Here is a 21,660-nt window from a genome sequence, read left to right on the forward strand (position 1 = left end):
TCATCACAGTTGTTTTCAAGGAGAAACTTCACGAACTGACGTTGCTTCAAGCGGATGGGGGCTGCGAATGACCCCTTGCCCAAAGTCAATTCGAAGCAGGATCTTCAGTTCATCGACGGTGTGCGGCCCCAGTGCATGTTCCAGTAGGTCGGCAGTCCGATCACCTTGCGCGGGAGGAAATTCAGCATGTTCAATCAAATACAATTCCAGCAGGCGATGCCGCAAAACAACAGCCTTCGCTTTCTGCCAGCCCAGTTCGGTCATTCGCCATTGACCCGCACTATCGATTCTTAAGTAGCCTCGATTCACTGCCAGTTGTTTGAGAAGCGAAAGATCTTTCGTGGGTATGGATTTCGGAAAGCAAGCCGCCTGATGCAACCAGAATTCGTCCGGGGCGCCGGTCGATGGATGAACATCAATTAAACGCTTGTCCAACGCCAGTTGAGGTAAGTCTGCGTGACCAGTTTGCTCCGGAGCCATTGTTGCAGATTGGAGTTTCGCCGTTGCCGCTTCGAATTCTTCGTAGGTACTTCGCAACAGGTCGTCCAGCAACTGCTCCTGCTTCAGCAATCGATGACTCCACCACTGATAGATGAAGCCATGTGACGAACCAAAACAGACACTGATTGCAAAAAACATTGTGGCACAGAGGACAATCGCCGGCCCTGTCGGAACATACTCCAGCTGACCACTGATCAGTGTTCCCAGCCCTGCAGACACCATCCCCAGCATTACAGAAACCGGGATCATCAGTCCCAGTCGATCAGACCAGAACCGCGCCGCTGCAGCCGGCGTCACCATCAATGCCACCACCAGTAAAAACCCCACCATCGGCAGAGCCAGCACACAAATGGCAGCTGTCATCCCAGTCAGCAACGTATCCAGCAAAGCGACGGGCAATCCCTGAGCAATGGCAAATTCCCGATCAAAAGCGATCAGCAGCAATTCTTTTCGTAACAGCAGACAGACAATCACGACGATCCCTGCCAACCCGCCCAACAGGAGCACATCGGTGCTCGAAAGAGCAGCCGCTCTTCCAAAGAGCAGGCCCTCGAGTCCAGCCGCATTTCCTGAAGGAACCTGCTGAATGATCGAGAAGAAGACAACTCCCAGTGCGAGAAATCCACCCAGCGGAATGCCAAAAGCCACTTCTCCCCAGAGAGGTTTGACCTGCTGCAATGCAAAACAGATCAGGACGGCAACCCCCGAAGCGAACATCGATCCACCGACCAGCCACGGAAGTGTGCCTGCTTTTTCAGGGGCCAGCCATAACCCCAAAAGGAACGCCATCGCCACGCCGGGTAAAGCGGCATGACTGATCACATCGCTCAGCAGAACCTGACGCCGCAAAGTCAAGAAAACGCCCATCAATCCGCACGACGCCCCTAAGAGCATTGTGCCCGAAAGCACCAGCAGAGCGTTGTAACTCATGGAAAACATGGTCTCGAAAACCACCGTTCTGGCTGAAGCAAATTCAAAGAACTGATCGATCAACTGGAATTGATCCAGCGGAACTCAATCGCCTGGAAACTCTAACTTGTCACGGATTGTCTCGCTGACATCCGCTGGCCCACTGCATCCAGAATCGAAAGCTGACCACCGTATGTGGCCTTCAGATTTTGAGGTGTCAACACTTCAGAAACCGCTCCCGCTGCAATCAGCCGCAAGTTTAACAACAGCACTTCGTCAAAGTATTCCGAGACCGTCTGCAGATCGTGATGCACGACAATCGTCGTCTTGCCTCGATCTCTCAATGCCTGCAACATGGACACAATCGATTGCTCTGTCGTGGCATCGACGGCAGCAAACGGCTCATCCATCAGATAAAGATCGGCATCCTGAGCCAGAGCTCTGGCAAGAAACACCCGCTGCTGCTGGCCTCCAGAAAGTTGACCAATCTGACGTCTGGCCACATCTCCCAGACCTACCTGTTCGAGAGCTGCCAAAGCCGTATTTTTGGCATCGCGATTCACTGGGCGAAACCACCCCATACGTCCGTAACAGCCCATGGCCGCCACTTCGAGGGCACTGATCGGGAAATCCCAGTCCACACTGGATCGCTGCGGAACATAGGCCACTTTTTGTCGTACTGCCTGATAAGGCTGGCCAAAAAACAGAGCCTCTCCATTCTGCCGGGGGATCAAACCCAAAGCCGCCTTCAATAGGGTACTTTTGCCAGCCCCATTGGGGCCAACAATCGCGATCAGTTTTCGACTGGGTGAGACATAGTCAATATTCCAGAGGACAGGCTTTCGGCCGTAAGCCACCGTCATATCATGAATGACAAGCGGTGAATCTGGTGGAGAATTCTCGGCATTCATGATCAGTGGTCTACCTCGCACATTTTCACCGCTGGGCTCAGCGATTTGAAAAGACACCGGGAGCTGCTGTGAGTATTGCCAGATGATTGAGTCCAGCGATCGAGGGGAGCAGTTGATCCTCCGAGGATGGACGCGATCTGGCGGGCATTTTCCAGCATCATGCCGACATAGGTATCTGCCGGGGAACCTGGCTCTCCCAAGGCATCTGTATAGAGCGGCCCAGCGAGAATAAGTTCATGACCTCGGGCCTTTACGCCTTCAACGACAGCCCTTAAACCACGATCATTCACGCTGGATTCTGTAAAAATTGCCGGTAGTTTACGGCTGGTGATGATATCGACGAGGCGATCAATATCTGCCACGCCAGGTTCAGAATCTGTCGTCACTCCCTGAATCGATTCGACAGGGATGTGATAACGCCTGGAAAAATAGGCAAAGGCATCATGTGAGGTGACCAGCAATCGCTGAGGTTCCGGGATCGAGGCCACCATCTCCTCAACAGTTTTGTCAAGACGGGCCAGCACGTCGGAAAGTTGGGCTTCTCGCCTGGTAATTTCGTCCTGAGCCTGTGGAAAAACATCCTTTAAAGTTCGAGCAATCAGCCCCAGAGTTGCTCGCCACAGGCTCACATCCATCCACACATGGGGATCTGGACGACCTGAGTGGTCATCGGGATAAATGATCAGATCTTTGGGAATGTCACTCGTAATGGCAATCGACGGGCGACCCGGTCGATCCGCTCGCTCAAACAGGGCATCCATTCTCCCTTCAAGATGCAGCCCCGAACTGAAAATCAGACGTGCATTCAGCACCTTCAGTAAGTCGGCCCGTGTGGGTCGATACAGGTGGGGATCGACGCCGGGGCGAATCAATGTGATTACTTCCCCCAGGGAGGGCGGAACCAGTTCACGAACCAGATCACCCACCATTCCCGTAGAGGCCACAATACTGGCAGGTCGACTTAATGGTGGACTGCTCAACCCTGTCGAACACCCCGACAGCACCGCCAGCCAGGGGAAAAATTCACGGCGGGAAAAAGTCGAAGAGACAGACATAACCATTTCACAGCGTTTTTGATTACTCAAAACATTATTTTCAATATGCCTGCATGTCATCGAAACGTCAAGTCACATTTTCTGCATCATTGACGTGCAAGAGCTTTCTGCTCCTAATCTTTGGGAAATCCGGAAGGGATGATCCCCAGACTCTGAAAGAGCTTGACTTTATGATTCCTTACAACCCGCATCGCTGGACAAGCCATTTGTTCGATGTTCGCGGCTCTATGGTTCAGGAAATACTCGGGCGGGTGGCTGTTTGCGTGATCTGGTCCACAGTGGTCACCATGGCTCACTACCGATTCCCCGATTGGTTTCGTGGCTTTGAGTTTCCGGCGACAGGGCATACTTTACTTGGTGTCGTCGTCGGTCTGCTGCTTGTCTTCCGCACCAATTCTTCCTATGACCGCTTCTGGGAAGGACGGAAACTCTGGGGATCGCTGATTAACGAATCCCGAAATCTGGGCAGGCTTAATCAATCATTACTGCAATCGACTCCAGAAATTCAGCAGCGTTTGAGCTTATGGACTTCCGCCTTTTCGTGGGCCACCATGTACCGCCTGAGAAATGAACGCAGCCTGGGCCCAATTGCTCAAGAACTGCCGCCAGATGATGTGCATGCTGCAATCAGTGCTCTCCACCCCCCGATGTTTGTTGCCAGCCAATTGACGAATCTCGTCAACGAGGCCCACAGAACAGGGCATATCGACAGTATTCAACAGGGGTTTTTCGATCAGAACATTATGCTGCTGGTGGATTACCTCGGGGGATGTGAGCGAATTCGCAACACCCCTGCGCCTTTTGCGTATACCGTTCACTTGAGGCGAGTTCTGATGGTGTATTGCTTTACTTTACCTCTGGCTCTCGTCAATGACTTTGGCTGGCAGACGATTGTGGCGACCCTCATCATCGCCTACACCATGTTCGGTATTGAAGAGATCGGGGTTGAAATTGAAGATCCGTTTGGCGTCGATTCCAACGACTTGCCACTCGAAGACTTCTGTCGCACAATCCAGTCAAATCTGGCTGAATTAACAAGTGTCCAACGCTCTGCCACTGAACCAGTTAATGGGCCGCTCATTCAAAATTGATTCACAGAGATACGTCTCGCAGTTTTCATCGTCAGGCTCATTTCAAAACATTCACAGCCTGGCCGATTGGCGAACTCTCCTTCCGATTTATAATTTGTAGTTCGTCCATCTAAGCATTAAGTACGCTCGCCCGGAAAGGCTGTTGATCGTGACTCACCCTATTTCTCCCGAGCATCTTCACCAGGCTCTTCAATGGCGGTATGCGGTCAAAAAATTCGACAGCCACAAGAAAATCCCTGATCACACGTGGAAGGTTCTCGAAGAGTCTCTTGTTCTCACGCCTTCATCTTTTGGCCTGCAGCCCTGGCGCTTTTATGTGGTGACAGATATGACTGTCAAAAGTCAGTTTCCAGCCATCTCCTGGGGGCAGACTCAGGTTCGCGATGCCTCGCATGTCGTGGTGCTGACTGCAAAAAGCGAACTTACAACGGAAGATGTCGAACGATACATGCATTCCATCTCCACAACGCGGCAGGTTCCTCTCGAATCTCTTGCCGGTCTGAAAAATGTCATCATCAACTCACTTCAGAATCCTCCTGCGGGTATGACCGTACGCGAATGGAACATACGACAGGTCTACATTGCCCTGGGAAATCTGATGACGGCCGCTGCGCTTCTCGGCATCGATACCTGCCCGATGGAAGGAATTATTCCTGCCAAATACGACGAGATTCTCGATTGTCGCAAAGATGGCTACGAGACTGTCGTTGTCTGCACGCTCGGCTATCGTGCTGAAGATGACAAATATGCCGCTGCCGCGAAGGTTCGATATCCCTCCGAACAACTGATCTTTCACGTCGAGCAGTAATTCAGCACAGGTCGCATCTGGATGACCAGAATTGAATCATCCCGCCAATTAAACTTCAAATTGGCAAACCTCAAATTGTGCCGCCAATTGTTGTAACGGTAAACATGGCGTTGCCCCTCGATGACTTGCGACGAGGCCACCCAAAGTATTGGCAAATCGAGCGATTTTTACGAGTGGCCAGTTCTGCAAATGCCCATAGATCAAACCGGCGGAAGTCGCATCGCCAGCGCCGACGGTATCCACGACTTGAATGGATTGCCCGGGCACTTTGACCCACTCCTCACGAGTACAGAGACTCAATCCCGCTTTGCCCTGCGTCACACACATCCACTGTAATTCAGGGAATTTTTCAAAGACCACGTCTGCAGAAGCTTTCTCGAATGTGGTCGATGGAAATCCTTGAGGCGAACTTTCCAGCATTCCCATTAATACAGGCCATTCATCCTCATTCAGCTTCAAGGCTGACGTCAGTCGCAACGAGGCAATGATCGCCTCACAGTCGATATGAGGTGCCCTGAGATTGATGTCAAACAGGCGGCAAGCTGCTGGTGATTTTTCACGGGAGATTTTCAGGCAGGACAAGATCGTCTGATGAGATCGCTTGCCGCGCTGCGCCAGCGATCCAAAACAGATCGAACGGGCCGAAGCGCAGGCTTCGAGCCAGAGTGGCGACTGCTCAAGACCATCCCAGGCACAATCCGGAGTGAAGACATATTTCGCAGACCCGGTTTGATCGAGTTCCACAGTGACAAGGCTCGTCGGTCTGTGAGCATCTACCTGTATCAGATGAGTGGGCAGCCCAATTGATTTGACCTGCTGCAATAGGTCGCGACCGGCCGAGTCGCTCCCAATTCGTGTCGCCAGTGTTGCATTCAGTCCGAGTTGCCGGGCATGAAACACCACATTTCCCGGTGCTCCCCCCATCACCCGGCCTTCAGGCAAACAATCCCATAACAACTCACCCAGGCCAACGAGGTCAAAACTCATGGAGAAACTCCTTTTCAAACCGAGCAGCACCACCTTGAAGTCGAGGTTGCGGTATCGATAGTATTCAGGCGGTATGCTCACGAATGGTGTTCGCCATTCTGCTCAATCACTCACCAGTCATATCCCACTCGTCCTCACCCAAGGTTCTATCATGGGTCTCTTTGACAAACTGCGCGCTGAACTGATCGACATCATCGAGTGGCTGGATGATAACCGCACCACACTCGTCTGGCGATTTCCTCGTTATCAGAACGAAATCAAAAATGGCGCCCAACTGATTGTCAGGCCCGGCCAGATGGCCGTGTTTGTCTATCGCGGTCAAATCGCCGATGTTTTCGAACCCGGAAACTATCAGCTCAAATCTGAAAATCTCCCCATTCTCGGAACTCTTCTAGGCTGGAAGTACGGCTTCAACAGCCCCTTTCGTTCCGAAGTCTATTTCGTCAGCACCCGCCAGATCACCGATCTGAAATGGGGCACTCAGAACCCTGTGATGCTTCGCGATCCTGAGTTTGGTCCGATCCGTCTACGGGCGTTTGGAACTTATGCGCTCAAGGCCATCGATCCGAAGGCCCTGCTCAAAGAACTCGTCGGGACAGATGGTGAGGTCGAAGCCGATGAGATTGGCGAGTTGCTCCGTTCGATCATCGTCAACAGCATGTCCACCTTACTTGGTGAAAAGCAGATTGCCGCACTCGATCTGGCTGCAAACTATCGCGGGATGTCCGAAGAACTACGCAAAGCGGTTCAAGAGCAGATCGACGATGAATACGGGCTGTCGATCCCCAATTTGCAGATCGTCAATATCTCCTTCCCGGAAGCGGTCGAAAAGGCGCTCGATACCCGCAGCAGTATGGGTGTCATTGGAGATATGAACAAGTTCCAGCAGTACAAGTTCGGCGAAGCGATGGGAGATGCTGCAAACAATCCGAATGGTGGAGCAGGGGACGGACTGGGCATGGGGATGGGCTTTGCCATGGCCAGTCGTTTTATGAATCAGCCGGGTTATGTCGCACCCGGAGTTAGTGGCCCTGCTGCTGCAGCGAATGTGGGCAGCCCGCCACCATTGCCCGGTGCTGTGCAGTGGCACGTCGCGTTGAATGGACAATCGCTGGGCCCTTACACACCCGCTCAGGTTCAACAGGCCATTCAGACAGGCCAGCTCTCGGCTGAGAGTCTTGTCTGGAGCACAGGTATGGATCAGTGGAAGCCAGCCGGCCAGACACCTCTGGCCAGCCTGTTCCAGAGTGGCCCGCCTCCACTCCCGCCCACTCCGTGATCGTCCCGTGCAGTTCCAGCTCTCGATGAATGCGGGCAATATCCACTCATTTCCAGCGGCTGGCTGAAACCCAGTCGCTGGAATGCTCGATGTCGCCAAGCCTCACCCTCTGTGGAAGACTTTCAAGCAAAGCCACGCACTTAAGGTGCATCAAGCAGCATGTCTGATCCAACGCCGATTACGACTTTCGAGCCCGAACCTGAACCCGAGCGACCAGCGGCTGGAGGCAGCTCACGAGTCATCAACGATGGTCAGGCTCGTGTCTTTCCTTGCAGTCAATGCGGGGCTGATCTCGAATTCCGGATTGGTATCCAGCAGCTTCAGTGCCCATTTTGCAATCATGTGGAACAACTGGAGATCCCTGCCGATGCTGCCATCGTCGAGCAGGATCTCGACGCCATGCTTGAGCGATTGCAAGAGCAGCATGGAGATCTCGAATCCGCGGAAGGAGAGGTCAATAGTGCCACCGTCGGCGACCAGGAAGTTCATTGCGATGGTTGCGGCGCAAACGTCCTCTTCGTGGGCACTCTCACCAGCAGCCGCTGCCCTTACTGCGGCAGCCCAATTCAACGTAATGATGTCCATAAATCCGCAGCTCGCATTCCGGTCGATGGGGTGCTTCCCTTTTTTATCGTTCGCGAGAAAGCCGCCAGTTGTATCGAGCAGTGGGTTCAATCCCGCTGGTTCGCTCCTAACGATTTCAAGAAACTGGGAGCCAAAGGGAAATTCGAAGGCGTTTATCTCCCTTATTTCACATTCGATGCCATGACATTTAATCGTTATCAGGGCGAACGTGGCGATCGCTACACTGTCACTGTCGGAACTGGTAAAGATCGACGCACTGAAACCCGCACAAGATGGTCTTACGCTTCCGGTCAGTTCCAGCGATTCTTTGACGATGTGCTGATTCTCGCGATTCGTTCGCAGCGACATGATCTTGCTCAGCATCTGGAACCCTGGCCTCTGGAAAAATGCGTCCCCTTTACCCCCGATGCCATGGCTGGAATTTTTGCGAGAACGTATGACATTCCGCTCGATCAATCGTTCGAACTGGGCCAGCAAAGAATGCGGCAAGCCTTAATGGCCGAAACCCGCCAAAGGATTGGTGGCGACGAGCAACGTGTCCATGACCTGAAAACTCAGTTTACGGCACTCACGTTCAAACACCTTCTGTTGCCTGTCTGGTTGCTGGCCTACCGCTATCGCGACAAGACCTACCCCGTCATGGTGAATGCCGTCACAGGCGAAGTGAGTGGCGATCGCCCTTACAGTTGGATCAAGATTACTCTGGCCATCCTCGCTGCGGCAGCCGCGGCATTGACTCTGTTTGCATTGACACAAAAGTGATGCAGACCTCTTCATCTGCAACGACCTCGCCAAGTAAAGGTATGGCGGCTGGGATCAATATTCCGGACCTATTGATCCGCTGGGTGTGCTGCTGGTGGCTCCTCATGATTCTCGCCACCTGGCCTTTGTGGTGGGGTGTTCACGAATTTCCTACGATCCCGTATGTGCCTCTCATCGAGAAGTTTTCGCCGTGGGTCGATCCTGTCGCAACCATGGTTTTATTCATCGGTCTGCTGGCAGGAGTTTTGTTTCCCAACCCAAAGACGTGGTGGTGCATTCCGGTCTTGTGCAGCACCTGCTGGCTGGTGCTGGCCAGTCAGCAACGACTGCAGCCCTGGGTCTGGCATAGCGGTTTGATCGTTTTGAGTTGGCTGCTCTTTTCGCCTCGAACCGCGAGCCGCTGGTGGCTCGTGATCCTCACGACAATTTATATCTGCTCGGGAATCTCGAAACTCGACCTGGCCTTTGCCCATGAACTGGGCCCCACGCTTCTGGGTGGGTTGCTGCAGTCACTGGGGCTGAGCGCGATCTCCCGGCTGTGGTCACCCATCACCTGGCATACACTCAGTCTGGCTCTCCCCGCTGGTGAACTGCTGGTAGGGATACTGGTTGCCATCCCTCGTACGCGCACCGTGGGACTGATCCTGGCGATGATCATGCATGGCCTGCTGATCTCAGCTCTCGGCCCGAGGGGATTGAACCACAGCGCGGGGGTGCTCCTGTGGAACATCAGTTGTGCGGGAATTGCTTTTGGTCTTCTGGTACAGCATCGCCAGCTTCGAAAATCAAAACGGCAGAGCGAGCCACTTTTGCCAAAGGTTGAGAGTCTACAGACTCCATCCAGGCCGCTCTTCTCTTTCCCAGAAAATGTTCGTCACTTGGTAATGGGAAGTCTCCTCTGGCTCCCCGCGCTATTGGTTCTGTTTGAGCTCGGTGCCCCGTGGACAGGCTGGGCGGTCTATTCGATGCGCAGTGATAAAGTTGCACTTTACCTCAACGAAGACGACCTGCAAAAACTCCCGCCGTCATTGCAAAAGTGGGTCGAGCCAGGACTCCCCGAAGGCCCCTGCGCCGATCTCGATCATCTCCACCGGCTGGCTTTGAATCATTGGACTCTCACCGAACTCAAAGCTCCCATGCCACCACAAAAATCATTCTCGATGGCAGTGATAGAGCACTTGATCGAGGTGTATGCGCTCGACAGCCCGCTAGTCGCCCTAGGACACCCCAGTTCACGTTGGTCGGCAGTACGAACCTGGAGTTGTCAATAACTCGATCATGGATCGACTTTAAGACCGCGTCCGCTCAATCGCTTTCTTCCAGCCGGCATACCACGTTTCGCGATGATCGACGCTGATGCGCGGTTCAAAGACTCGATCCACATGCCAGTGATGTGATAAATCGGCCAACTGTGGCCAGAAGCCCGAGGCCAGTCCCGCCAGATAAGCGGCTCCCAGTGCCGTTGTTTCGAGAATCTGCGGTCGTTGCACGGGAATCCCCAGAATATCGGCCTGCATCTGCATCAGCAGGTTATTCGCTGTTGCCCCGCCATCAACCCGCAATTCAGGAATCGATAATCCCGAATCACACGTCATGGATTCCACCACATCGCGCGTCTGCAATACGATCGACTCAAGAGCCGCCCGGCATACATGTTCCTTCGTGGCACCGCGAGTCAACCCATAGATCGCTCCCCGGGCTTCAGCATCCCAATACGGGGCTCCCAGACCAACAAACGCCGGCACCAGATAGACGCCTCCATTGTCAGACACTCGACTCGCCAGTTGCTCGCTGTCACTCGCCTGCTGGATAATCTGCAAGCCATCTCGCAACCATTGAATGACCGCACCCGCCGCAAAGATCGCCCCTTCCAGCGCGAAGGTTGTCTGTCCCGACATTTTCCAACCGGCAGTGGCCAGCAGGCCATACTTCGAGGGCACAATGGAAGAGCCGGTATTCATCACCACAAAGCAACCAGTCCCGTAGGTGTTCTTGACCAGTCCAGGGGTAAAGCATTGCTGGCCGAAAGTAGCCGCCTGCTGGTCGCCCGCGATCCCTGTGATGGGTAACTCCTCGCCAAACCATTTGCGATCCGTCATGCCGAACAGGCCGCTCGATGGCTTCACCTCCGGCAGCATGGCCTGGGGAACTCGAAAGATTTTCAACAACTCCTGATCCCATGCTCCCTCGTGCAGATTCCACAACAATGTCCGGCTGGCGTTGGTGACATCGGTCGCATGCACCTGACCTGCAGTCAGCCGCCACAGCAGAAACGAATCGACTGTTCCAAAGCACAGATCCCCATTTTCTGCCCGTTGGCGCAGGGCAGGGGATTGATCCAGGATCCAAGAAATTTTAGTAGCCGAAAAGTAAGGATCGAGAACCAGCCCTGTCTTTTCTCGAATGAGTGGCTCGTGGCCCAACGCCTTGAGCCGGGCACATTCTGGCGAGGTAATGCGGCTTTGCCACACGACAGCATTGGTGACTGGGACTCCGGTGTGCCGATCCCAGATGATGGTCGTTTCCCGTTGATTGGTCAGACCAATCGCAGAAATCTCTCTGGGAGCAGCACCCACGGCATCAATCGCCTTACGGGTGCTGCTCAACGTCGTCAGCCACAACTGGTTCGGATCCTGTTCGACGTGCCCGGGTGAAGGGAAGAGCGGCGTGACTTCCTCCTGCCCCCGCCCCGCCACTTTTCCGTCCCGATCAAACAGTATCGCCCGGCTCGAAGTCGTCCCCTGGTCGAGAGCGAGGATGAAATCTGCCTGCTTTCTTGCAGATTTTTGCACGCCACTCAATTCACTTGTCTGACTTCTAACGGGAACATCCCGAGGAAAGGCGGAAGTATTTTCGTCCATAGTTGATTCTCATGAGCCAGTGATTCAGGTGAGACATTTTCACAAGATTCGAATCAACAGTCATGACGCAAGCAACCACAAAGCGGTGACTTTTTATTGATGGTGTTCGCTCAGCCATTGCCCCAGTGCCATGAGCGCAAAAGGTGTGGCAATTAACGGGTCGTCTTCCCGCATTTCACGTTGATCATTTTCCCATCGACCATCAGCGCGCTGTCGATCAAGAACCCGCCGGATTAACTCGTCCCACTCAGCGGAGTCGATGATTGATGGAATGACCACTCTCAATTCAGCCCACTGCGATGCTTCGTAGTAATCCAGACCTGCATCCCCATCGGGACTTTTGAATGACTCGCCCTCGTTGACCGTAGAGAAGGGGAGTGGCTTCGCACAGCCGGGTTCGACAGTCGGTCGATGAAGCTCAGGGAACTGCTTTTGCAAACAGATCTTTCTGGCCATTAACCCGTCCCAGGTCGCTGTAGGATAAGGTCTGGCCTGGGGAAGCTGGTCAGCACTGATTTCAAAACCTCGCTTATTCAGTGTATTTATGGGATCAGGGGTAAAGAAATACACCGTCACTCCCCTCTGCAAGGGATCATTCACCCGGCATCTACCAAGAAACGTCTCGGCATCCCGTGTGATGTCCGTTGTCAGGCCATCGGCTGCAGCCAGCGCCATCAGCACCATGCGGGTCACAGAAGTATTGGATGGACTCCCTTCGCGATGAGATCGTTCCGAAGTTGTGTCTATCTGTGGAGCACGGTCATTGAGTGCCCCCCACCCCCCAAAATCCGGATCGCTTTGGATCCAGCCCTGGGCCTCAATCCGTTGTGAGGCCTGGAGTGCCGCTGTCAATTGACGGCTCAGATCAGAATTTTCCACGGCATGGGTTCGGCTTAATGCCCGAAGCAATAGTGCAGTGGCATGAACCGGATAATCAGCCGCCCGGCCGGGACCCTGAACCAATCCCATTTCATCAACATGCTTGGTGAGAAAGTCAATCCCCCGCCGAATGGCGATCGGAGGAATCACTCCTTCGACACCTTCACTTCGAGTCAGCAAATCGAGTGTTAGTGCCGTCTGACCAACTCCTCCCTGCATAACTCCATAGACCTCAGAGTGCCACCCGCCGTCGGCCTGCTGCTGATTTAATAACCATCGAACGCCATGTTTCCATGCCTTCAGACAGCGCTCATACCTTTGGTCTGGTACAGAATCACTTGAAGCTTTGGTTGGCTTTGCTGCCACCTCCGAAACAGTCCGGAAACTTCTATCGCTGGTGGTGGGTAAATCCTCTTTGGGCTGGGAATCACAACCCGTCACAAAATGTAACAACCAGATGACACATATTATAGCAGGGCGCTGCAAGACCTTACGCCATGCCAAGATTGAAACAAGGATATTCCAAGGATGCCGTGTCATCAAAAAGAAGTTCTCCACTGCGAATCTCTTCAAAAACGGCTTTAGACGCATACGGATCACATTTTTCATCAGTCAGTTCGCGGTTCGTCTTCGGACAATTTTCATTCCGTTGATTCAAGCGGATCAGGTTTTGCTTCGAAACTCCTTCGACCTCCAAAAAGGAATTTGAACATGCGACTCCTGCTCGTTGTAGCACTGGGAATGTGTGGTTGGGCATTATGGCAGACGACTGAAACGGCCCAGATCATTGAAACCAGCTTCGAGACGATGCCCGCGGATCGCTCTGAAACTCAAGCAGCCGCTCCGGCAAAAAGTGAGCGATCCACGGCGTCGCAAGTCTCACATGAAACACAGAATTCCATCGACAAAGGAACACGCTGGCTAATGTCCGCCTTGAATCGTCGCGGTGTTGGCCCGGATATCGATCAACCCTTTGACCTGAGCTGCACTGCGATCACAGGTCTGGCATTGCTTTCTCAGGGGAACACTCCACGGGGCGGTCGGCATTCGGCTGAACTTCGGCAGATACTCGAAATCATGCTCATGAGAATCGATGACTTTCCACCTTCCAAAAATCGAGCGGTACAGCTTTCTCTGGTACAAAGAAAAATTGGACGCCACGCCGACCTCTTTTTTGCGGCACTGTTTCTCAGCCAGACTCTCGGAGAATCGAGCAGTTACGATCGTGAGATTCGCGAGAAACTCGAACGACTGATCGATGTCATTGCCAGCAGCCAGAAAGATGACGGCACCTGGGGTGAAGAAAGTTGGGCCCCAATCTTAGGAACTGTCATGGGCTGGGAATCTCTCAGAGCCTCCAGTTCTTGCGGCATCAAAGTGCAGGCCTCGGCTGAGTTGGCAGGACAGGCTCTGCTCAAAAAGCTGCAAATTAAAAGCCAGCAGGAAACCAACTGGATGCACGACTTCTACAAGACGGCCTCCACCATCCGGGTCCTGCATTCCACGAAGCATCGACATGAGGCGGCGTACATCGAATGCGTCCGTCAGATGATTGAGATCGCCAAAATGGATGATCGACCTTTTCTCCACGCAGGTGGCGAAGAATACCTGGCGTTTTACTTGATGACAGAATGCCTGCTTCAAGAACAACGCGAAGACTGGCAACAATGGTACCCACTCGTCTGCAATCGATTGGTTAAACATCAGAACCGGGACGGAAGCTGGACCGGACACCATTGCATTACGTCCCGCACCTTCTGCACAGCCGCTGCACTTCTTACACTGCAAGCCCCCCGGCGATCGCTCCCCATGTCCGATCTCTAGTGGCACAGCGCTGGGAGAAATGTGCTGGATTCAACTCATTTTTTGACGACATTTGCATCACTTGAAATCGAGCTCTCCCGGAGGGCTCTCCCGTAAAAGGATCTGAGCCACAGCCTGTTCAGCGACAGGTTAACTGGCCCAGAGAGCATGCTGATCCACTTGGACAAAGCGTCAGTACGAAGTATCTTCTCCAGGATCATGTCACGAAAGACCCCTATCCCGATCATCGATCTATTCGCCGGCCCGGGAGGCCTGGGAGAAGGTTTTTCCGCCTATTCCCACCACTTGAGAAAATCGTTTTTCAGAATGGCTTTGAACAGCTATTGAGACTCAATAAGAAACCGAAGATGGCTCGCACTGATCTTTGGACTCGTGATCAACTCCTTTTGGCACTTCGGCTCTATTTACGGCTGCCGTTCGGGAAGTTGCATCGACTCAACCCAGAGATCATTGAACTCGCAAAACTCATAGGTCGCACGCCTAATGCGTTGGCAATGAAGGCATGCAACTTCGCGAACCTTGATCCCGAACTTCAAGCTCGTGGAATTCGTGGCTTATCGAATCTCAGCAATGCAGATCGCGAAATCTGGATGGAGTTCTTAACCAATGCTGAGGGCCTAGCTTCCGAAGCGGAAGAGGCTGCTGAACGAATTGCAGGTGTCGCCATAATTGACCTGCCAGATCTCCGCCTGCCGACGGGCCCGACCGACTTCGAGCGAACCGTGCGAACACGCCGGGTTCAGTCCTTCTTCCGGGCTGCCGTGTTGACTACCTACAACTCCAGATGCGCGATCTCAGGAGTCGCTGGTGCCGAACTCCTGACGGCGAGTCACATCATTCCATGGAGCGAATCCATAGAGCGTCGTGCCGACCCCCGTAATGGTTTGTGTCTCAACGCACTTTTAGACCGAGCGTTCGACCGGGGATTGTTTTCGCTGGATGACAACTTGCGTGTGATCGTTTCACGACGCCTGATCGACAACGTGGCAGACGCGAAGCTGAAGTGCTCACTGGATGAAATCGAGGGAAGTCCACTCGCCATACCATCCAGGTTCCGACCGGACCCAGAGGCCATTCGCTTTCATAGGGCTAAGGTTTTCCAACCCTAGATTCATCGAACTCAGATGATGAGCATCAATAGGTGAGTCTTGAGCCCTTGTCCTGAGGTGTCCGCTGGTGGCAGTGGAGTGCATGTGGATGCCCGGAAATGCGAAACGCCTAACTCCCCACAGAATGAGAAGTTAGGCGCTGATGGTCCGCCGGTGGCCACGATTGGCCGCAAAAGGCGCCGCCCGGATTCGAACCGGGGATGGTGGATTTGCAATCCATCAACCAGTTTACATAACACCATTCCAGAAAAGAACTTACAAAACAACACATCAGTTGCTTGTACCGCCCCTTGTACCAACTCTCAGGCAGCATTGTCCGAGATTATCATGGCGTGGCCGATGTTACCCGACTACGCGAGGAAAACTGTTCTGCTCATCGTGCGGTCTGAACTAACTGAACAGAATCCCAAATGACTCCCTGCAGCTAGTAACCTGGCAAGAATTAACTGTCAGCTACTTTCTCTCTGTGGACAGCACGTTCGCTGCACAGCCCAAAATGAATATCGCAAGAGTCGCCCAACCAAACGGCGTGGACAAGAAACTCCAAATGACGCCCCAGAAAATACCCCACACGAGTCCGTCAACTGTCAGTTCCTGAGACATTTGGAATCCTTTCCATTAAGGAGTTAATGCGCGTCAGCCATGACGAGCTAACATCAACATCGGAAAGGAAGAAACACAACTTGACGGAAAAAGAATTTCTCGCATCTTACATCGACCCATCGCCTAGAAATATCGAATGAATCTCAAGTCTCTTCATTTTTTTATGAAGAATCGAGAAACATAATCGCCATTTTCCGGCAATAGTTGCTCACTCGGCCTATGAACGGCAATATGTCGAGGTTCCGCATCCTTAATGGTCATCACAATAGCTCGTCGCGTCAGTTAGAAGAATATGCCAAGAAGAGTCCGCTGAAACGAATTTGTATAGATGAAATACTGACCTCACACAGAGATAACCTTCTATTAGACAGGACTAAAACTCTTGATTGCTCTGCCTGTTTCAAGTCGTCGTGCGTCGCTTCTTCAGATAGGCTCAGCAGAAAGCCGTATAAACTCTCATTAATCTTCTTACCTTGTAACGAAGGTGTCCGTCCATTGTGGGTTGAATCAGAATCAGCGATCAACCTTTGACAGTTCCTCTCCAATACCGAGAAAGCCAACTCGTTCCATTTCATCGATTAAGTTCAAACACCATTTCTTGATTGCGTCGTCAGTCGCCTGTTCGTTCTGACGCACGATGAGTGTTGAAATCTCGCTTGCCGACATCGCCCCGCGACTAGCGACGTGTGTTCCATCTTCGCCAAGAAATTCGAGAATTCGTTCCGCAGCACGGCAAATAATATGAGGAAGCTGAACCCTTGACTGATTGAGAGCGTGAAGCAGGCGGTAGGGATCACTTTCAAAACAGCGGCTTTCGACAAACCGGGCTATGAAATCCTCCAACTGTAACAGCCTTTCACCCGACATATTGAAGAACGCACTAGACACTTCTTGACGGACGTCCTCAGATTCGTCGGCGAGAAACTCTTCCAGTCGCTCAGCACATTTGTTTCCAACAACTTCTTCTGAGAGATTTCTCGCATAAACGTCGGCAGCGGCCTTTCGCATAGTAACACTGCCAGATCGAATATCATCCCCATCAGTTCCTATCGCAACACCTTGAAGTTCAGCCACAACAATGCGACGGGCGACATTCTCAACAGCTTTAGAGTTATGGCAATACAGCGCATATCGAAGCAGTTCACGGAGTTGGGTGTAATGAGAGTAAATTGCATAGTAGATGAAGTTATCAAAGGGATATGTTGCACAAATGTCTTTAGACTGGCGGCAATTTCTCAAGAATAATTCTACCGCAGTGTCGCGGTCAAAGTTGAGAAGCGGCAGAAATGTATCTATTGCACACGTCCGTACAGATATGATTGGATCTTGAGTCAATAATTCCAACGTGGGACGAAGTGAATTGAATCGAGTGTAGTCATTAAAAAGAAGAGACGACAACGCTTCGGCCGCTTGCCCGCGCACGCTATTGATGCCGTGCGAATGAGGATCGCCTCCGTAATAATTCTTCCCATCACCTGTGTCCTGCCAGATATCGGTGCACGGGTCGGGGTCTTTGGTAGCGTAATAGCACACAATCTCTAGAGCTCTTAGCGGTAGCGATCGAGCGGACAGCCTACGGATACAATTTGAAATCGCCGATCCACACGGTCGATTTGGCAAATCGTGAACACGATAAACTACAGTCAAAAACATTTCTGTTGGAAATGCAGAGATCTGCTCATTATCAACTTTCTTTTCTTCCTCGCTGAGATTTCCAAAGCGACCGAAAAGACCGTTTAGAATGGCTGAAAAATATAGCGGATGGACATCGACGGGCATCTTCGTAACCAAGGAGGCAAACCGGGTTCGTTCTTTGCGGGTGAACTCTTCCAATAAGCGGGAAAGTTCTTCCGGACCGCCTCCGAATCGATCGGTCTTGCCGTCATACTTTCTCATCGCGGAGACCCATTGGTCGTCCGTCATCTTTTCTGCACTTGCTTGCTCTATAGGTGGGCCCACCCTGCTGACGAAACTCGTGTTGTCCTCTTTGACAATAGCATCCGACAGCCTCGGAAACTTCCTTTCTAGTTCCTCGATCCTGAGTGCGACACGGTTAGAAACACGTAAGCGGTCGAGCGAGCGAAGCAGGAGTAACTCGGACGAGCCTCGCCATCGCGGCGTTTTCTTCTCATATTCGTCGCATAAACCGATGATTTGCGACTCCAGTTGCTGAAACAATTCAGAAGAGCACTTTGGCGAGATCGCTTTTAAGGCAATCCGACTGATCGCACTCTCGCCCGTTCCGTCTCCACCGCCCGACCAGCTTCCATAACCGATGTTGAGTCGGCGTTGGTCGGCAACAAAGTATTCGGCGCAGTCGTTTGCAAATTCCTCGGGATTCTCAGCCCATGATCGAAGTAACAAATACCCGAACGTCTGATGTGAATGTGTCTCAATCGTGGCCACGTGGCGCCGAAACGCATCAACCTTGTGCAACGCTAGATGCTGGAGCGACTTTCGCAATGAAATTAGGACAGAGTCATTTATATCGAATGGATCGCCATTGTTCGAAAGCCATGGCCAAGCACGATTATTCAGGATGCCCGCACCGCGAACTTCAGTCTCCAAAACCGTCGCACGAACACGGTGAAGCATTCGTTCGACGAAGTACTCTGGTTCATCGGCAGCTGCTTTACCAACCATTATTGCACCAGTGTGCGAATGATTGAGCCGGCATTTGTCGAGAAAATTCCACGTCACGCCATCGTCAAATTGTTGAACTGCCCGATCGAACCATGTTGCCAGCACATCGATCACGAATCGGGGTGACTCGTTCTCTGCATTGTAATGCTGGCTCCAAAAGTCCCCTCCGCTGACTCTGCTCTCATAGTCGTCGTAGTCGCCTTTCTCGATCAGTTCGAGATAGATCGCAGCCATTTCATCACTTTTGTGAGCTTGCCCCCAAGACATTATCCGTTGGATTCGCTGCCGCCAATCACCGTCGCGAGTCACGTACGGACGAATTAGTCGGGCAATTTCTGCAGATCTATAATCATGCAGGTGGTGTGATTCGAGAAACCAGATCGCTGCGTTATTGAACCGGGAATCGTCGGACGCGAGCCAATTCTTGAATACATGAAGCGAGTCTAGTAAATTGAACCATCCAATGTGATCACGTAGAGCAGCAGAGACGTACCGGGAAAGGTCGCCATCCAAAACGTACGCTTCAAGTAGTTGCCATTCCTCCCGACTCGGCTGGCCAACTTGCTTGAAACCAGACGCAACCATCCGCTTGATGTGAAAGCGAATAGTTGGCGACTCAAGGATGCTACGAATGTCGTTGATGTACTGGCTGAAATCCTCTTCTCGACGAAACGCCAGAATCTGACGTACCTGTGCGCGGCGGAACAGATGCTGCTCGGATGACTCGAGAAGTTCGATGACGCTTTGCCCCGAGGCGCAGAATCGTCTGGCAAATGCGTAATCAAAGAAAGACTCATGGAAAAACCGATAGTGGCGTTTGTTCGGAACCTCAATCAGGACATGTTCGGAAGCCATGGCTCGGGCGTCGTGCTGCCATTCGTCCGTAACTGATATCGGCGCGAACAGAAGTTGCTGTTCGCTCATTTTGGCCGTCAAGGCATCGATCACCTTGTTCCAGCGAGGTTCGCCACCAAGATTCGTCCTCAAGTTCTGTTGTTTGCGATCCCAATACCGATCGTACAATTCATTGACTGTGTTGAAGCCACGGGTCGGATCACCCTGCAAGAACAGCAGAAGATGAAACGGAGTGCCCAGGATTTCAAGCTGTTGTTGATTGAGCTTCACTTCTCCATGTCCTGCCAAACCCAGTGAGGCATGGACCTCAGCTTCGGTAAGCCTTGAAAGCGGAATTTTGGAGAACCCCGATTTGGAATTATCCAAGGTTCGCAAACGATGGTCATGTTCAAGATCAAACTCACGACATGCCAGAATCATTTTCATCTGTGGATAGTTTTTGACGTCCTCACATAGATCACGAAACACCTCCCACATTTGGGGATTACGTCCCGAGACGAGACTCATTGCATCCAGCTGATCAATAAGTAAGACACTCGGAGCGTTATCCGCTATTCCCGCAAGGACGACTGCCGGGGATGCGCGCAGATCCATCTGCTCGCCGAGTTGGCTCGCAGTATGGCAGGGTGTGAACAAGTCCATCCTCAAACACAGATGTGGCATGTTGCTCGTCGAGAGTTGCGCTATGCACTGAGCCAAAACACAGCTCTTTCCAAATCCACCCGGTGCGACCAGCAATACTCCGCGCGATTCCGCCCCTGTGATCGTGTCGATTATTTGCCCGACAACATCACGAGTTATCTGTGCGGAGTTGATGAGTTCGGTTTCCGTGACCGAGAGATAGCGGCGATTTGCCGCGGTGACCGCATCATTGATCGTGGTGTCCAATTTCCAATTCTGAACTCCAATTCCCTTCTCGTAAAAAAACGAACGAAGCCGGTCTCTGTCGATTTTTGGACCAAGGTTCTCAAGAATGAACTCTACGATCATTCGACGGACATCGTCGGCATCTAGACGTGAACCGTCTGTGCGGTTGAAGAGTCCATCGATTCGTCGCTTCACGGAGCGTGTCAAGTCCTTGTGGCCGCGTGGAATGACTTCAAGCGTTTTCAGCGCCGCGAATGCGGAGTTAGGATCTCCGGCACAGATCGGAACGATTCGCGCATCAAACTCTGATCGGAGTTTCCCCGTCAAAATGTTCCTGAATTCATCAACATTTGTTGGCGTCTTCGCACGCTCCTCCAGTTCGCGAAGTTCGTTCGCACCAGTTGCGGATACGAATCGTGTTTCGGCGTTTGGCCACTGAATCCGCTTGGTAAGTAGATCTCCAAGAATGCTTCTGCCGGTGTTCTTGTCTTGTCGACACAGATCGGCAACGGACCAATCCCCGCCTTGCTTCTGGCGTTTCACAGAATGGAATTGGAACGCGCCATCATTCGTTTCGAGGTGGAATTCCACGCCGACCGATTCGTCGCCGAATGGCTCCACAGTGATCGACTTAAATCGGCCCTCAAATAGGTCAAGAACAGCGTCAACGGTCCAGACCGCTTCATAGTGATCACCTAGTTTTGCAGCTTCACCGGCGAGTCGAGGCATTGGAAAACCTAAACTATAAGGCAAGTTGAAGAAGTTTCGTTGTCCAGTCGTCATCTACCAAACCACGAAGATTGTGTTATTGGCATGTAAAACCTGACCACGAGTAAATACGATTTTTAACAAGAATTACCTCATGATTCACTGTCTTCATTAGCAACTGCGCAGATTTTGAATAGGCAGCAGACATCAATTACCTCCAACCGCCTGGAAACGTGCAATCACTTTCTTTCGACCTTTCTCCTAAGCTGACTATTCAGACAATCCGTCCCTGGTCACCCTCGGCCCAAGCGTCGGGCACACCCAAATGTGCCAGCTTGGGTTGAGGCGTTTTACGCTCGCTGACCCGTCTTGCCTTCGTGTTGCGGTTCGCGGCAGCGAGGAGTGTAGCGTACGCGGAACGAG

General features: G+C 52.4%; 14 protein-coding genes and 1 tRNA gene. 7 read left to right on the forward strand and 8 right to left on the reverse strand.

The window, feature by feature from the left end:
• Positions 1–15: 15 nt before the first annotated feature.
• The 3 genes from PLIM_RS22780 to PLIM_RS10315 all read right to left on the reverse strand — a co-directional run bounded on the left by PLIM_RS22780 (position 16) and on the right by PLIM_RS10315 (position 3,376).
• Positions 16–1,440 (reverse strand): metal ABC transporter permease, encoded by a 1,425-nt coding sequence (locus PLIM_RS22780; protein WP_148227065.1) that lies wholly within the window; start codon positions 1,438–1,440, stop codon positions 16–18.
• Positions 1,441–1,532: 92 nt separating this feature from the next.
• Positions 1,533–2,321: a metal ABC transporter ATP-binding protein gene (locus PLIM_RS10310; protein ID WP_013110255.1), complete on the reverse strand. Its 789-nt coding sequence runs from the start codon at positions 2,319–2,321 to the stop codon at positions 1,533–1,535.
• A gap of 2 nt (positions 2,322–2,323) precedes the next feature.
• Complete coding sequence (locus tag PLIM_RS10315) at positions 2,324–3,376, reverse strand: metal ABC transporter solute-binding protein, Zn/Mn family (RefSeq protein ID WP_052301553.1); 1,053 nt, start codon at positions 3,374–3,376, stop codon at positions 2,324–2,326.
• A 170-nt stretch (positions 3,377–3,546) separates the two neighbouring features.
• On the opposite strand from PLIM_RS10315, the gene PLIM_RS10320 reads away from it, so the two are divergent.
• Entirely contained in the window at positions 3,547–4,467 is a 921-nt protein-coding gene (locus PLIM_RS10320) for a bestrophin family protein (RefSeq protein WP_013110257.1), read from the forward strand.
• Positions 4,468–4,615: 148 nt separating this feature from the next.
• Complete coding sequence (locus PLIM_RS10325; RefSeq protein WP_013110258.1) at positions 4,616–5,275, forward strand: NAD(P)H-dependent oxidoreductase; 660 nt, start codon at positions 4,616–4,618, stop codon at positions 5,273–5,275.
• Between the two features lie 48 nt (positions 5,276–5,323).
• On the opposite strand, the gene PLIM_RS10330 is transcribed toward PLIM_RS10325, so the two are convergent.
• The gene (locus PLIM_RS10330; RefSeq protein WP_013110259.1) at positions 5,324–6,262 is read right to left on the reverse strand and encodes a carbohydrate kinase family protein; all 939 of its coding nucleotides are present in this window, start codon (positions 6,260–6,262) and stop codon (positions 5,324–5,326) included.
• Between the two features lie 151 nt (positions 6,263–6,413).
• On the opposite strand from PLIM_RS10330, the gene PLIM_RS10335 reads away from it, so the two are divergent.
• The 3 genes from PLIM_RS10335 (at position 6,414) to PLIM_RS10345 (ending at position 10,159) form a co-directional block, all read left to right on the forward strand.
• Positions 6,414–7,541, forward strand: coding sequence for an SPFH domain-containing protein (locus PLIM_RS10335; RefSeq protein WP_013110260.1), 1,128 nt, complete (start codon positions 6,414–6,416; stop codon positions 7,539–7,541).
• Positions 7,542–7,700: 159 nt separating this feature from the next.
• A complete protein-coding gene (locus tag PLIM_RS10340) occupies positions 7,701–8,888 on the forward strand; it encodes a hypothetical protein (protein WP_013110261.1) in 1,188 nt (395 codons plus the stop codon).
• Positions 8,888–10,159 carry a hypothetical protein gene (locus tag PLIM_RS10345; RefSeq protein ID WP_013110262.1) on the forward strand — a complete coding sequence of 424 codons (1,272 nt, stop codon included), beginning with the start codon at positions 8,888–8,890 and terminating at the stop codon, positions 10,157–10,159. The genes PLIM_RS10340 and PLIM_RS10345 overlap by 1 nt, the downstream gene beginning before the upstream one ends.
• An 18-nt stretch (positions 10,160–10,177) precedes the next feature.
• Here the strand turns inward: PLIM_RS10345 and glpK are convergent, their stop codons facing one another.
• Positions 10,178–11,749, reverse strand: a complete 1,572-nt coding sequence (gene glpK, locus PLIM_RS10350; RefSeq protein ID WP_081440250.1) for a glycerol kinase GlpK — start codon at positions 11,747–11,749, stop codon at positions 10,178–10,180.
• Between the two features lie 93 nt (positions 11,750–11,842).
• A complete protein-coding gene (locus tag PLIM_RS10355) occupies positions 11,843–12,847 on the reverse strand; it encodes a hypothetical protein (RefSeq protein WP_041401566.1) in 1,005 nt (334 codons plus the stop codon).
• A 492-nt stretch (positions 12,848–13,339) separates the two neighbouring features.
• Here PLIM_RS10355 and PLIM_RS10365 point away from each other — a divergent pair, with 492 nt between their 5' ends.
• Both PLIM_RS10365 and PLIM_RS10375 read left to right on the forward strand, forming a co-directional pair.
• On the forward strand, positions 13,340–14,452 hold the full coding sequence (locus PLIM_RS10365) for a prenyltransferase/squalene oxidase repeat-containing protein (RefSeq protein ID WP_013110265.1): 1,113 nt from the start codon (positions 13,340–13,342) through the stop codon (positions 14,450–14,452).
• Positions 14,453–14,799: 347 nt separating this feature from the next.
• Positions 14,800–15,561 (forward strand): HNH endonuclease, encoded by a 762-nt coding sequence (locus PLIM_RS10375; RefSeq protein ID WP_013110266.1) that lies wholly within the window; start codon positions 14,800–14,802, stop codon positions 15,559–15,561.
• Between the two features lie 174 nt (positions 15,562–15,735).
• On the opposite strand, the gene PLIM_RS24145 is transcribed toward PLIM_RS10375, so the two are convergent.
• Both PLIM_RS24145 and PLIM_RS10380 read right to left on the reverse strand, forming a co-directional pair.
• A tRNA-OTHER gene (locus tag PLIM_RS24145) sits at positions 15,736–15,801 on the reverse strand.
• 876 nt (positions 15,802–16,677) lie between these two features.
• Positions 16,678–21,312, reverse strand: a complete 4,635-nt coding sequence (locus PLIM_RS10380) for a dsDNA nuclease domain-containing protein (RefSeq protein WP_148227066.1) — start codon at positions 21,310–21,312, stop codon at positions 16,678–16,680.
• Positions 21,313–21,660: the final 348 nt, after the last annotated feature.

The organism is Planctopirus limnophila DSM 3776 (genome assembly GCF_000092105.1).
GTDB classification, from domain to species: domain Bacteria; phylum Planctomycetota; class Planctomycetia; order Planctomycetales; family Planctomycetaceae; genus Planctopirus; species Planctopirus limnophila.

What these genes read in the sequence shown, in the direction of transcription:
- PLIM_RS22780 (WP_148227065.1), bottom strand. Translation starts at nt 1,440, where the DNA reads ATGTTTTCCATGAGTTACAACGCTCTGCTGGTGCTTTCGGGCACAATG.
- PLIM_RS10310 (WP_013110255.1), bottom strand. Translation starts at nt 2,321, where the DNA reads ATGAATGCCGAGAATTCTCCACCAGATTCACCGCTTGTCATTCATGAT.
- PLIM_RS10315 (WP_052301553.1), bottom strand. Translation starts at nt 3,376, where the DNA reads ATGTCTGTCTCTTCGACTTTTTCCCGCCGTGAATTTTTCCCCTGGCTG.
- PLIM_RS10320 (WP_013110257.1), top strand. Translation starts at nt 3,547, where the DNA reads ATGATTCCTTACAACCCGCATCGCTGGACAAGCCATTTGTTCGATGTT.
- PLIM_RS10330 (WP_013110259.1), bottom strand. Translation starts at nt 6,262, where the DNA reads ATGAGTTTTGACCTCGTTGGCCTGGGTGAGTTGTTATGGGATTGTTTG.
- PLIM_RS10335 (WP_013110260.1), top strand. Translation starts at nt 6,414, where the DNA reads ATGGGTCTCTTTGACAAACTGCGCGCTGAACTGATCGACATCATCGAG.
- PLIM_RS10340 (WP_013110261.1), top strand. Translation starts at nt 7,701, where the DNA reads ATGTCTGATCCAACGCCGATTACGACTTTCGAGCCCGAACCTGAACCC.
- PLIM_RS10345 (WP_013110262.1), top strand. Translation starts at nt 8,888, where the DNA reads ATGCAGACCTCTTCATCTGCAACGACCTCGCCAAGTAAAGGTATGGCG.
- glpK (WP_081440250.1), bottom strand. Translation starts at nt 11,749, where the DNA reads ATGGACGAAAATACTTCCGCCTTTCCTCGGGATGTTCCCGTTAGAAGT.
- PLIM_RS10355 (WP_041401566.1), bottom strand. Translation starts at nt 12,847, where the DNA reads ATGCAGGGAGGAGTTGGTCAGACGGCACTAACACTCGATTTGCTGACT.
- PLIM_RS10365 (WP_013110265.1), top strand. Translation starts at nt 13,340, where the DNA reads ATGCGACTCCTGCTCGTTGTAGCACTGGGAATGTGTGGTTGGGCATTA.
- PLIM_RS10375 (WP_013110266.1), top strand. Translation starts at nt 14,800, where the DNA reads ATGGCTCGCACTGATCTTTGGACTCGTGATCAACTCCTTTTGGCACTT.
- PLIM_RS10380 (WP_148227066.1), bottom strand. Translation starts at nt 21,312, where the DNA reads ATGACGACTGGACAACGAAACTTCTTCAACTTGCCTTATAGTTTAGGT.